A 13,369-nucleotide genomic window follows, 5' to 3' on the forward strand; every position below is an offset into this window, starting at 1 on the left:
CGGCGGTGACCGCCAGCGTAACCCACGGCCGCGCGGCTTGCGCTACGCCGAAGGCTCCGCGCGCGGCCTCCTACACCACGTGCTGGGACACTATCCGGAATCCTGCCCGGCGCGCCTGGTGGAACAGCCCTGCATAGGGACTGGACAGCAAGGCGCGATAGCGGGACTGGTCGCCGATCCACAGCCCGCTTGCCAGGGTGGCATGGGACAGCCAGCTTTGGCCGCCCCGCGTGGGCGCCGCGACGATGCCGGACCGCATGGCAAGCCCCGCCGCGGACAGCCGGGCCTGGGCACGCCGCAAGGTCGCCCGGTGGGTTTCGGCGTAAAAGGGCGTGTCGAGGCTGGTGCGGCCATAGCTTTCGACAAACACCACCAGAACATCGCGGTCGATCCTGTCCAGCAGGCCTTGCGCCCCTGCAAAGGGATCGCGGGCGATGGCTGCCGTCAGATCGCGGCGGTCGGCCAGCGTTTGCCTGGCCTGATCGATCCGCTGGAGGGCATAGGCAAGATTGCCCGGACCCGAGGTTCCGGTCGCGACGGGCAGGGCCGCAACGGCGCTCAGCGCAAGGGCGGGGATGATGGCGCGGCGCCGGGGCCGCAGACCGGACCATGCTCCGCAGGCCCGCCACAGGGCCGCCGCCACGCCGAAGGCCAGGGCCAGGATTCCCAGCGCCGCTCCCGTTGCCGTCAGGGGGCCTGCAACGCCCGCCACCATGTCCCACGCCGCACCGGCCAGCGGCAGATCCGCCATGACGCCGAAGGATCGGCCCAGAATCCGGTCCGTGACCAGATCGGCCGATTTCTGGACGGCCAGCAGCCACAGGGCAGGGGCCGCGACCACCTGCGCGGCCCGGCCCAGACCGACAAGAAACAGGACGATGACCGGCAATCCGACCGGAACCGCCAGCGCCGATGTCCAGGACCAGTCCGATGTCGCGGGCATCGCCAGAACCGCTTGGATCGCCAGGGCCGCCAGCACCAGGCGTGGCCAGGCCGACCGGCCTGTCCGCGTCCGAGGGACGCCGGCGGAATCCTGATCCGGGTCGCGGTTGCGCATCGGCAAAGCCTAGGCCAAGCCGGGCCTGCGTCAACAGAAAGCCCGGTCCCCCGGATCGCCGCGGCGGCAATCGGCGATCATAAATCCTTGACCAGCCGCAGCGCGTCATAGATCGCGGCATGGGTGTTGCGCGCGGCGACGGCATCGCCGATGCGGAACAGGCGGAAGGCGCCGTTCGGATGGGTGCGCACGGTCTGCATCCCGCCGGTGGCGAGGGCCTCGTAATCGACCTCTCCGTTGTTCGACGACAGGGGCTTGAGGTCGAAATACAGGCCGTCCAGCGGACGGGTGCCGTGGTTGACGACCACCTGATCGACGATGCGGTCGCGGGTCATGTCGCCATAGTCGCTGCACAGGGTCGCGCGCAGCCGGTTGCCGTCGCGCGCCACCGACAGCAGCCGCCACGTGACGGTAAAGGTCGTGTCGCGGCGTTGCAGGCTGCGCATGTAGGGGACCAGGTTCATCGCCATCACCTCGGGGGCAAAGGCGCGGTCGGGGGTGACGATTTCCACCCGTGCGCCGGTCGCGGCGATCAGGTCGGCGGCTTGCAGGGCCGCGTGATCGCCCGCGTCGTCATAAACCAGCACGTTCTGGCCGGGCTTCACGTCGCCCGACAGGATGTCCCAGGCCGAGCAGACCAGATCGTCGCCCGATACCAGAACCTCGGTATGGGGCAAGCCACCGGTGGCGATGACAACCTCGTCCGGGTCGGTGGCCAGCACGTCGCCCGCGTCGGCAAAGGTGTTGAAGCGGAAGGTGACGCCCTGCTTGTCGCACATCGCCTGACGCCAGGCGATGATCGCCATCATCTCGCGCCGCCGTTCCTGCAACGCGGTCAGGCGGATCTGGCCGCCTGGCCGGTCCGCGGCCTCGAACACCGTCACGGCATGGCCGCGTTCGGACGCGACGCGCGCGGCCTCCATCCCCGCGGGGCCGGCGCCGACGATGGTGATGCGCTTTTTCGCCGGGGCAGGGGGGATGACGTGGGGCATCGTCTCCTCTCGGCCCGTCGCCGCGTTGTGCAGGCAGAAGGCCATCCCGCCCTGATAGATCCGGTCCAGGCAATAGTTGGCGCCGACGCAGGGGCGGATCTCGTCCTCGCGCCCTTCAATCACCTTGCGGACCAGATGCGGGTCGGCCATATGCGCGCGCGTCATGCCCACCATGTCCAGCAGCCCGGCCGCAATGGCGTGGCGCGCGGTCGGCACGTCGGGGATCTTGGCGGCGTGAAAGGTGGGAAAGTTCGTGGCCCGCCGGATCGCGCCCGCAAAGTCCAGATGCGGCGCGTTGCGCATCCCCTGCACGGGGATCACGTCGGTCAGGCCCGCGTCGGTGTCGATGTGCCCCTTGACCACGTTCAGGAAATCGACCAGCCCGCTGTCCTTGAGCTTGCGCGAGATCGCCAGCCCATCGTCCGCCGTGATGCCGCCCGGCAGCCCCTCGTCCCCCGTAGAGCGCAGGCCGACGATGAAATCGTCGCCGCAGCGGTCGCGGATGCCGCGCAGGATGTCGAAGGTGAAGCGCAGCCGGTTGTCCAGGTCGCCGCCATAGGGACCGTCCAGGCCGTTGGTCAGGGGCGACCAGAACTGGTCCATCAGATGGCCATAGGCCTGCAATTCGATCCCGTCCAGGCCCGCGGCCTTCATCCGTTCGGCGGCATCGACGTAATCGCCGATGATCCGGGCGATGTCCCAGTCCTCCATCTTTTTGGGAAAGGACCGATGCGCGGCCTCGCGCTCGTGGCCGGGGGACACCACGGGCAGCCAGTCGGCCTTGTCCCAGCGGGTGCGGCGGCCCAGGTGGGTCAACTGGATCATCACCGCGCAGCCGTGGTCGTGGCATTCGTCGGTCAAGCGGCGCATCCAGCCCACCACCTCCTCCTTCCAGGCCAGGATGTTGTTGAAGACCGGCGGGCTGTCGCGCGACACGGACGCCGACCCGGCGGTCATGGTCAGCGCCACGCCCGCCTTGGCCCGTTCCACATGATAGGCGCGATAGCGGTCCTTGGGCATCCCGTCCTCGGGATAGGCGGGTTCGTGGCTGGTAATCATGATCCGGTTGCGCAGCGTCAGATGCTTCAACTGGAAAGGCTGAAGAAGGGGATCGTTCGACATGGCCTGCCTGCTGGGATTCGGTTCTGGAGCCGACATTCGCCAAAATGTTCACTTGCGTCAATTTTTAAATCACCAATGACCATTTCAAGATCATGCATGAACATTTTACTTGAGGCGGGCGCCGCATCGTCGTATCCACGGGCCATGGATCAGGCGGACGCATCGGAAACCGGGTGGCGCGGGTCGCGCGAGGGCTGGCTGGAGGCCGGATACCAAGCGTTGATCGACGGCGGCATCGATGCGGTGAAGATCCAGCCCCTTGCCAAACGCCTGAACCTGTCGCGCACCAGCTTTTACTGGTTTTTCGACGATCGGGACGCCCTGCTGGCCGCGCTGATCGAAGGGTGGGAGGGCCGAACGACCCGGCCCCTGGTAGATTCGGCGATGCGGTATGCCGAATCGCGGTCCGAGGCGATGCTGAACGTGCTGGCCTGCTTTTTGTCCGGCGCCTTCGACGCGCGGCTGGAATTCGCGGTCCGAAGCTGGGCCTTGCAGGACGACCGGGTCGCGGCGCGTGTCCGGGCGGCGGACGAGGCACGGCTTTCGGGCTTGTCGGAAATGCTGTCCCGCTGGGGCTGCGACGCGTCCGAGGCCGACATTCGCGCGCGAACCGTCTATCTGGTGCAGATCGGCTATATCTCGATGCAGGCCGAGGAGGATATCGAAACCCGCCTGAAGCGGATTCCGATGTATGTGACGATCTATGCGGGCCGCGAACCCGAGCCGAGAGAGATCGCCCGTTTCAACGCCGGGATCCGGCGGCAGGCGGGCTGACCTCTCGCGCCGCCGCGGGGATCACCCCGCCAGCAGCGCCGCGTTGCCGCCCGCCGCCGTGGTGTCCACGCACAGGTGCCGTTCGTGGGCGACGTGGGCCAGGTCGGGCATCGCGGTGACAAGCGGGACGATCTCGCCGTCGCGGGCGGCCAGGGCCTGCGCAAAGGCGCGGCCCTGCGCGTCATCGCCCCACCACAGGGCGGCGGCCATGGGGGGCAGGCGGGTCAGCGCCTCGGGCGACAGGGGGCCATCCACACCGACCGCATCGCCCCCAAGCGCCCCGACCGCCGCCATCTGCGCCGCGACCGTCTGCGCGCCGGGGCCAAGGCACAGGACCGGGGGACGGGTATGGGCCGACAGGCGGTTCAGTTCCCCGGTCGGGCCGGGCATCAGGCGTTCGTCGATCTTGCGCGACACAGGCGCAGTAAGCTGGCTGCGGATGCGGCCCTCATCGGCTTGGCCCTGCCAGTCGCCCCCGGCGGCTGCGGGTGCATCGGGGGCGAAGAACCGCGGGACATAGCGCGGCCCGCCCGCCTTGGGTCCGGTGCCGGACAGCCCCTCGCCGCCGAAGGGCTGGGAACCCACAACCGCGCCGATCTGGTTGCGATTGACATAGATGTTGCCGGCCTGGATGGCGTCGCTGATCTCTTGCACGCGCGAATCGATGCGGGTGTGCAGTCCGAAGGTCAGGCCGAAGCCGCGCGCGTTGATGTCGGCCACCACCTGATCCAGGTCGCTGCCACGGAAGGTGGCGACATGCAGGACCGGCCCGAAGATCTCTCGTTCCAGATCGGCGATGCCGGTCACGCGCAGCAGGGCCGGCGGAACGAAGGTGCCGTGCGCGGGCATGTCCAACCGGTGGATCACGCGGCCGGCGTTGGCGGCGACATAGGCAGCGATGTCGCCCTGCGCCCCGGCGTCGATCACCGGGCCGACATCGGTGGCCAGATCCCAGGGGTCGCCCACGACCAGTTCGTCCATGGCGCCCTGGATCATGGGAATGACATGGGCGGCGATGTCTTCCTGCACATACAGGCAGCGCAGGGCCGAACATCGTTGGCCCGCCGACCGGAACGCGCCGTTCACGATGTCGCGCACGGCCTGTTCGGGCAGCGCGGTCGAATCCACGATCATCGCGTTCAGCCCGCCGGTTTCCGCGATCAGTGGCGTGCCGGGGGCCAGGTTCGTGGCCATGCTGCGCGCGATGGTCCGGGCCGTGTCGGTCGATCCGGTGAAGACCACGCCCTTGACGCGGGGATCCGCCGTCAGGGCCGCGCCGACCACGCTGCCGCGACCGGGCAGAAATTGCAGCGCCGATACCGGAACCCCTGCCTGATGCATCAGCCGGACGCCCATGGACGCGATGATCGGCGTGGCTTCGGCGGGCTTGGCGATGACCGCGTTGCCCGCCATCAGCGCCGCCGCGATCTGGCCGGTAAAGATCGCCAGCGGGAAGTTCCAGGGGCTGATCGCGCCGACGATGCCGCGCGGGGCGCCAGGGTCGGTTTCCCCTTCGGCCGCGTAATAGCGCAGGAAATCCACCGCCTCGCGCAGTTCGGCCACGGCGTCGGCCAGGGTCTTGCCCGCCTCGCGCGCAAGGATGCCGAAGATCGGGCCAAAGTGTTCCTCGTAAAGATCGGCGGCGCGGCGCAGGACGGCGGCGCGTTCGGCGGCCGGCGCGTCCCAGATCCGGGCGTCGTCGATGGCCCTGGCGGCGGTCCCGGCATCGGCCATGGTGACGGCGGCCAGCCTGTCCCCGGTGGCGGGGTTTGTCACATCCCGAATGTCGCCGGTCGGCCGTGTCACCGTCAGCGGCACCACGTCGGCCATGTCCCCATCGCGCGCGGCATGGATCCGCGCCAGCGTCTGTTCGTCCGACAGGTCGAACCCGGCCGAATTGCGCCGCGACGCGCCGTACAGATCCGCGGGCGCCAGCAGCGCGGCCGGGGCCTTGGCCGTGGCAAGCGCGGCAAAGGGATCGCGGGCGACCTCCTCGGGGGTGACGTCCTCATCGACGATCTGGTTCACGAAGCTGCTGTTGGCGCCGTTTTCCAGCAGGCGGCGCACCAGATAGGCCAGCAGGTCGCGATGCGCCCCGACCGGGGCATAGATGCGGCACCGGCCATGGGTGTCGCGCAGCACGATGTCGTGCAGGCGTTCGCCCATGCCGTGCAGCCGCTGGAATTCAAAGGCCGTCTCGCCCGCCATCTCCAGGATCGCGGCGACGGTATGGGCGTTGTGGGTGGCGAACTGCGGATAGATGCGGTCGCCATAGCCAATCAGCTTGCGGGCGTTGGCGATATAGCTGACATCCGTTCCGGTCTTGCTGGTGAACAGCGGAAAGCCCGGATGGCCTTCGACCTGCGCGCGCTTGACCTCGCTGTCCCAATAGGCGCCCTTGACCAGGCGGACCATGATGCGCCGGTCCAGCCGCTGCGCTGTGTCGTGCAGCCAGTCGATCGTCTGGCCCGCGCGCTTGCCATAGGCCTGCACCACCACGCCGAAGCCGTTCCACCCGGCCAGCGAGGGGTCCGACAGCACCGCCTCGATCACTTTCAGCGACAGGACCAGCCGGTCCTGCTCCTCGGCGTCGATGTTCATGCCCATGTTTGCGGCGCGGGCTTGCTGCGCCAGCCGCAGCACCACAGGGACCAGATCGCGCATCACGCGGCCCTCCTGCGCGACCTCGTATCGGGGGTGCAGCGCCGACAGCTTGATCGAAATGCCGGGGTTCTGTTCCACCGACCCCTTGTCGCAGGCCCTGGCGATGGCCGCGATGGCGTCGGCATAGGCGCGGGCATAGCGCGCGGCGTCGGCGCCGGTCATCGCCGCCTCGCCCAGCATGTCATAGCTGTAGGTGAAGCCCTGCTTCTCGCGCGTCCTGGCGCGGTCCAGGGCGTCGCCGATGGTCTGGCCCAGCACGAACTGGCGGCCCATTTCCTTCATCGCGCGGCCGACGGCGGTGCGGATCACGGGTTCCCCCAATCGGCGCACCATGCGGCGCAGCGTCCCCGCCTGGTCGTCGTCCAGAACCTTGCCGGTCAGCATCAAGGCCCAGGTCGAGGCGTTGACCAGCGACGACGACGCCTCGCCCAGGTGGCGCCCCCAGTCGGACGGGGCGATCTTGTCATTTATCAGGGCGTCGATGGTGATCTTGTCGGGCACGCGCAGCATCGCCTCGGCCAGGCACATCAGGGCCACGCCCTCGCGTGTGGACAGGCCGTATTCCGACAGGAAATGCTCCATCAGGCTGGGCCGCGCCCTGGCGCGGATGCGGCGGACCAGATCGGCGGCACGGGCGGAAATGGCGGCGCGACGGTCGGCATCCAGACCCGCCTGGACCGCAAGATCATGCAGCAGCCGGCCTTCGTCCGCGAACTTGGCTTGGGTGGAAAAGACGCGGGGATCGACGCTGGCCATGCCGGGACTCCTTGACTGACAGGACGGGAATAACAAAGATCGGCTAGGCGGTGCGCCTGAAGATGACGCCGATTCTGGTCCGATCGCATATTCTGGGGGCTGATTTCAGGATGACCGCCGCGCTGGATGCCCTGGACCGCAAGATCCTGGCCGAACTGACCCGCAACGCGCGGATTCCGGTCGCCGAACTGGCCCGCAAGGTCGGCCTGTCCAAGACCCCCGTGGCCCTGCGCATCCGGCATCTGGAGGAGATCGGCCTGATTACCGGATACCGCGCGATCCTGTCGCCGCTGAAGCTGGGCCTGACCCATGTCACCTATGTCGAGGTGAGCATGAGCGACACGCGCGAAGCCGCCTTGCAGCACTTCAACGCCGCCGTCCGCGCCATCCCGGAAATCGAGGAATGCTACATGATCGCGGGCGGGTTCGATTATCTGGTCAAGGTCCGATCCCGCAACATGGCCGATTTCCGGCGCATCATGGCCGAGAAGATATCCAGCCTTCCGCACATCAGCAACACGTCCAGCTATGTCGCGATGGAGGCGGTGGTCGAACAGACCTTCACCTTTGGCTAAGGCCGCCGATGATCCAGGACGCGATCATCAGGTCCAGCTTGCCCGTGGGCGTCAGCCTCACGGGCGGCAGGCTGGTTCTGGCGATCAGCTGACGGAACGGCGGCGCTTGCGCAGCAACGCGAGAGCGCCGATCCCCGCAGGCAGCAGCAGAGCACCCGCAGGAAGGGGGACCGGGGCCAGGTCAGAAACTAATGAAAGGGTCGCCCGAATGTCCTTGAACGTCTCATAACTTCCGAATTCGCCGCTGTATTCGACGTAACCTAACGTGCCGTCCCAGGAAAATACGGTGTAATCTATTCCACTAAGGCCTGTGTCACCCCAAAAAACGCCGTTCATGAATCCGACAATGTCACCGAAGATAACGATTCCGGCATTCGTCTTCAGTTCGGCGTAATTGGACGCAGGATAATCGAGGTCGAGCTGGACTTCCGAAACACCGCCGACGGGCAGCCCCCAGACAGTCGTGAAATCCGTGTTCTCGAGATTATCGCCGCCGTGATAGGCATAATCGAATTCCAGTCTCAGCGTCGCCGCATCCGCAGCCGACCCTATCCCCATTGCCACGGCTGCTGCCGCACACATTGCCCTGATACCCATGAAACCCCCTGATGAACTGGGTGACGGTCCGATCGCCGTCTTGCAGATCATGAAGTTCTTCGATCGGAAAAGTCGTGAGGAAAAGTCAATCTGGCGATTAAAGTTTGTTAAAGTCCCTGTCCCGCCCTGTCCGGATTTTCTCTCGACAAGCCTGCTGCCGGACAGCCCTGATGAAAAGTTTTCGTCCAGAAACCGGTGCGCCGCAACGCCTGGTGCGTCGCCGCAACACGGGCATACACCGCACCGGACCAGACCCTGTCTCGTCCTCACCTGGCCCCGACCGGGCCGCCGGACCGCGCCCGGACGACCACCCTTGGGCGGGGTCTGCAAAGCATGGCGATTTCAGGTATTTTTGGCTCCGGCGGTAGGGATCGAACCTACGACCAATTGATTAACAGTAAGTCTAGACGCGCCGCGCAACCTACGGTATAGTCCCGGGGCTGTGCCCAAGTGCCTGTAAAGGCTGGGTTACTGCGGACCACACGGGGCGACACAGAGCCCCCGCCAACTTACCCGACCTCTGACTGACCCGTCTTAGCACCGTCTTAGCCCGAACCGCCACAGGAACATATGATGAACGCGCAGCCCACCAAGCTCTCCAAGGACGTGATGGACAAGCTCCCGCCCGCCGCCTCCGGCCAATACATCGTGCGCGACACGGAGGAGCCCGGCTTCTTCGTCGTGGTCGGTGCCCGGACAAAGACCTTCACCGTGCAGGTGGACGTGGTGTCGCCCTTGGGCAAGCGGTCCACCAAGAAGCGGGCGGTGGGGAAGTGGCCGGAGGTCAGCGTGGCCGATGCGCGCAAGGCGGCGCGGGAGGCGAAGGTTGAGATTGCCCGGGAGGGCGGGGGCCGGGAGGGTGGCGCGCTGACCTTCGGCGCGGCATGGGTGGAGCTGCGCGCGGCGATGGAGCAGGAGGTGGCAGCCGGGCGGCGCAGCGCCGCGACTGTGCGGGGCTATGACTACTGCTACCGCCTGTTGTCAGCATGGGAAAAGACCCCGCTGGCAAAGCTGTCCGACCACACGCCCGAGGTCCGCAAGCGGCACCGGGAGTTGAGCACGGAGAGCGGCCCCTCCTCCGCCAACGGGGCGATGGTGTTCCTGCGCCGCGTCTACAACTATGCCCGCAAGCGGCGGCTGGACCCGAAGCTGCCCCACTTCAACCCGGTTGACTCCATCGACTTCAACCCCCAGCAGCGCCGCGACACGGCCATGGGCGCGTCCGATCTGGCGGGGTGGCACAAGAAGCTGCGCGCCCTGCCCAATCCGGTGCGGCAGGAGTTCCACCTGTTCTGCCTGCTGTCGGGCTCCCGCCCGGGGGCGCTGACCGTCGCGCGGTGGGAACACCTGGACATGAAGCGCCGCGTCCTGCACATCCCCAAGCCCAAGGGGGGTGAGCGGCGGGCCTTCGACATCCCCCTGTCCCGGGCGATGATTGCCTGCCTTGCGCGGGTGCGGCGGGCGGGCCGGATGGTCAACGCGGTGAACGCAGCGGAGTGGATATTCCCGGGGGAGGGCGCGCGGTCCCACCGTGCCGACTTCGCCGGGCACATCGTCGCCTATCAGGAGGACCGGGAGGCCCTGCCCAAGTTCGGCGGGGACCTGCGGCAGACCTACAAGACCCTGTCGCCGGAGGCGGGCCTGTCCAAGACTGACTTGATGATCCTTATGAACCACGCTGATGGGGACGTGAGCGACGGCTACATGACCCGCTCCAAGGTGGCGGAAGCCTACCTGCGCGGGCAGCAGGAGACCATGAGCCGCTACATCATGGAGTGCATCCGGCGGGGATAAGTCACTGGCCCGGCTTGTGAATGTCTTGCGTGACAACAAGCCGGGGCTTTACCGGCCCGGGGCGGTGGGCTATGGTGGCCCATCGACTGCACAAACTGCTCGAGGCCCGCCGGGAAGTGCCAACGAGCAGGGAGCGCCCCCAGCCTGGGGCGCAGGGCAACCCGGTGGACATGCAAATGTCCGCGCCCCCGTCGCCTTCCGACCACCCTTGCCGCAGGTGGTCCGAATCGGTGACGACCATGAACCCAGACATTGACGACATCGTGCGCCGCGTCGTGGCGCGCGTGAAGGATGAGCTTGTCACGCCCGAGTGGCTGACCCCCGACCAAGCGGCGGTCTACTGCGGCCTGACCGCCCGGGGCCTTGAGGACCTCCGCTACCGGCGGCAGGGGCCGGTGGCCTCCAAGGTGGGTGGCCGCATCGTGCGCTACCGCTGTGCCGACCTTGACGCATGGCTCCTTGCGGGGCGCGAAGCATGAGCGGGCCGGAAATGGAAAGCGCCCCCCGCCGGGAAACGGGAGGCGCTGAGAAGAACGGTGGTGACCGCGTCCCTTGCCGGAACACCTCCAATATACCGGGGATTGACGGGCCGGGCGAGGGCGAAGGCTTGTTGCCGTCCAAGGACGCGGTGCGCGCGGCGCTCCGGCTGATCCACCCCGAGGGGCCGTGGCACGTCAGCGCCAAGCAGGCGAAGGGCTTCACCGGGAAGGTGTATGCGCCCGATGCCGAGGGCGGCGCGGCGGGATGGGCGGTGGCCCAGAACCGGACCCTGAACGCCTACGTGTCGATTGCGGCGCTCCGGGAGGGCTGGCAGGGCGACAAGGCCACCAAGGAGGACGTGGGCAGCGTCGGGTGGCTCTGGGTTGACCTTGACCCCCGGGCTGGGGAGGAGCTTGAGCTTGAGCGGGCGCGGCTCTTGGGGCTGCTGACCGACAAGCTGCCCAAGGGGGTCCCGCCGCCGTCCGTCATCATCGACAGCGGGCGCGGTTTCTGGGCGCTCTGGCGCTTGGCGCAGCCGGTGGTGATGCCGCCCGCCGATGACCCTGCATGGGACGCGGCGCGGGCGACGGTGGAGGACCGGAACCGGGGCCTTGAGCTCGCCTTCGGGGCTGACCGCTGCCACAACATGGAGCGGGTGATGCGCCTGCCTGGGACGGTGAACCGCAAGCCCGGCGGGCGGCTGGCGCGCGTCTTGCGGGCAGATGACACGGTGTTCGACCTGACCACCTTCCCCGCCGTCCCTGACCCGAGGGCTGGCGGCGCGGTGGCCATGGCCGGGCGTGGCGCTCCGGTGCTTGCAACCGACCTCCCCGCCGTGCCGTTTGACGCGGATGGACGGCCCGACCTGCCCGTTTCCGACCGGACCAAGATGCTGATCGTGCAGGGGCGCGACCCTGACGACCCGGGGCGCTACAAGAGCCGGTCGGAAGCCTTCTGGGCGGTGATGTGCGACCTGGCCCGGGCGAATGTCTCTGACGACCTGATTGCCGCCGTGGTCCTGAACCCTGACTTTGCGATCAGCGGCCACCCGCTGGACCAGCCCAAGTCCCGCCAGTATGTCGCGCGCCAGATCGAGCGGGCGATTGCGGAGGCTGACGACAGCTTTGACTGTGACAAGGAGGGGCGGCCCCTCTCCACGTCGCAGCGCAACATCCGGCTTGCAATGCGCAAGCTGGGGGTGGTGGTCCGCCACGACCTCTTTGCAGGCCGCGACCGGATTGATGGGCTGGAGGGGTTCGGCCCGCCGCTGGACGATGCAGCCGCAAACCGCCTGTGGCTGCTGACCGATGAGCGCTTCAAGTTCCGGCCCTCGCGCGACCTGTTTCTGACCGTGATCGGTGACGCCGCCCGGCAGAACGCCTTCCACCCTGTTGCGGAGTATCTGGCTGGGCTCCGGTGGGATGGCGTCCCCCGGATCGGTCGGTGGCTTGTCACCTATGGCGGCGCGGGGGAAAGCGACTACACGCGGGCGGTGGGGGAGTTGATCCTTGTCGCTGCCGTGCGGCGGGTGCGCCAGCCGGGCGTGAAGTTCGATGAAATGCTGGTGCTGGAAAGCCCACAGGGCACGAACAAGTCCACGGCCCTGAAGGCGCTGGCCGTGCGGGATGACTGGTTCACCGATGACCTGCCCCTGAACGCTGAGGCCAAGCGCGTGATCGAGGCGCTCTCCGGCAAGTGGATTGTCGAGGCAGGCGAGTTGAAGGGGATGCGACAGGGCGGGGCCAACCACCTGAAGGGCCTGCTGTCTCGCACCCATGACAAGGCCCGGATGGCCTATGACCGCCTTGAAAGGGAGGTCCCCCGCCAGTGCGTGATCGTCGGCACGACGAATGACAGCCGCTACCTGCGCGACACGACCGGCAACCGGCGCTTCTGGCCCGTGGCGGTGACGGGCTTTGATCTTGATGCCCTGCGCCGGGACCGCGACCAGCTTTGGGCAGAGGCCGCAGCGCGTGAAGCCGAGGGCGCACCTATCCGGCTGGACCCGGCGCTCTGGGCCGATGCAGCGGCGGAGCAGGACGCCCGGCGGGTGGAGGACCCATTCTATGAATCCCTGCATGCCGCGCTGGGGGAGGAAGCGGAGGGCAAGCTGCGGGCGTCGGATGCGTGGGCCATCGTCGGCAAGCCGCCGGGCATGCGGACGCAGGACGACAACGAGCGGATGGGCGATGCCATGAAGCGGCTGGGGTTTGAGCGAGGTCAGCGGCGCTTTGGGGCCGGGCCGGAGATTGCCTACATCCGGGGCGACGGCGCACGACAGATCGTGTTCAACCTTGGATCGGGGGCCGAGCCCCCGTTCTAGAGGGGGATTACGCCCAGAAAGGGGGGCTTACGGGTAAGCCTTTGGCCCGCTGGGGGAAATGCCCAGCGTAACCCCCGTAGCCCCCCGTAAGTGCCCTTACCTAGACCCCTGCGGCAGGGTGCAGGAAGCCCAGGGCGAGCGCCTTCCCCGCCTCCGGCCTTCCTTCCCCTTTGTCCCTATAGGGGGTTACGGGGGGTTACGGTGGAATAAGGGCCAGCGGCGACTGGACTTAGGC

General features: G+C 67.6%; 9 protein-coding genes. 5 read left to right on the forward strand and 4 right to left on the reverse strand.

Annotated features, from left to right (window positions below; genetic code table 11):
* Window positions 1–70: 70 nt before the first annotated feature.
* A complete protein-coding gene (locus CHB77_RS13660) occupies window positions 71–1,057 on the reverse strand; it encodes a hypothetical protein (protein ID WP_089388780.1) in 987 nt (328 codons plus the stop codon).
* Window positions 1,058–1,134: 77 nt separating this feature from the next.
* A complete protein-coding gene (hpbA, locus tag CHB77_RS13665; protein WP_089388781.1) occupies window positions 1,135–3,171 on the reverse strand; it encodes an N-methyl-L-proline N-demethylase HpbA in 2,037 nt (678 codons plus the stop codon).
* Window positions 3,172–3,315: 144 nt separating this feature from the next.
* On the opposite strand from hpbA, the gene CHB77_RS13670 reads away from it, so the two are divergent.
* A complete protein-coding gene (locus CHB77_RS13670) occupies window positions 3,316–3,945 on the forward strand; it encodes a TetR/AcrR family transcriptional regulator (protein ID WP_089388782.1) in 630 nt (209 codons plus the stop codon).
* A 21-nt stretch (window positions 3,946–3,966) separates the two neighbouring features.
* Here the strand turns inward: CHB77_RS13670 and putA are convergent, their stop codons facing one another.
* Window positions 3,967–7,365, reverse strand: coding sequence for a bifunctional proline dehydrogenase/L-glutamate gamma-semialdehyde dehydrogenase PutA (gene putA / locus CHB77_RS13675; RefSeq protein ID WP_089388783.1), 3,399 nt, complete (start codon window positions 7,363–7,365; stop codon window positions 3,967–3,969).
* A 110-nt stretch (window positions 7,366–7,475) separates the two neighbouring features.
* Between putA and CHB77_RS13680 the strand changes: the two genes are divergently transcribed.
* Window positions 7,476–7,940: an Lrp/AsnC family transcriptional regulator gene (locus CHB77_RS13680; RefSeq protein WP_089388855.1), complete on the forward strand. Its 465-nt coding sequence runs from the start codon at window positions 7,476–7,478 to the stop codon at window positions 7,938–7,940.
* A gap of 84 nt (window positions 7,941–8,024) precedes the next feature.
* Here CHB77_RS13680 and CHB77_RS13685 read toward each other — a convergent pair whose 3' ends face one another.
* The gene (locus CHB77_RS13685) at window positions 8,025–8,588 is read right to left on the reverse strand and encodes a VPLPA-CTERM sorting domain-containing protein (protein ID WP_131023371.1); all 564 of its coding nucleotides are present in this window, start codon (window positions 8,586–8,588) and stop codon (window positions 8,025–8,027) included.
* A gap of 519 nt (window positions 8,589–9,107) precedes the next feature.
* Between CHB77_RS13685 and CHB77_RS13690 the strand changes: the two genes are divergently transcribed.
* From CHB77_RS13690 to CHB77_RS13700, 3 genes are all read left to right on the forward strand, one after another.
* The gene (locus CHB77_RS13690; RefSeq protein ID WP_089388785.1) at window positions 9,108–10,331 is read left to right on the forward strand and encodes a tyrosine-type recombinase/integrase; all 1,224 of its coding nucleotides are present in this window, start codon (window positions 9,108–9,110) and stop codon (window positions 10,329–10,331) included.
* Between the two features lie 239 nt (window positions 10,332–10,570).
* Entirely contained in the window at window positions 10,571–10,810 is a 240-nt protein-coding gene (locus CHB77_RS13695) for a helix-turn-helix transcriptional regulator (protein ID WP_089388856.1), read from the forward strand.
* Window positions 10,807–13,134, forward strand: coding sequence for a virulence-associated E family protein (locus CHB77_RS13700; RefSeq protein WP_165456283.1), 2,328 nt, complete (start codon window positions 10,807–10,809; stop codon window positions 13,132–13,134). Before CHB77_RS13695 ends, CHB77_RS13700 begins: the two co-directional genes overlap by 4 nt.
* Window positions 13,135–13,369 lie beyond the last annotated feature (235 nt).

It is taken from the genome of Paracoccus sediminis (assembly GCF_900188295.1).
GTDB lineage: Bacteria > Pseudomonadota > Alphaproteobacteria > Rhodobacterales > Rhodobacteraceae > Paracoccus > Paracoccus sediminis.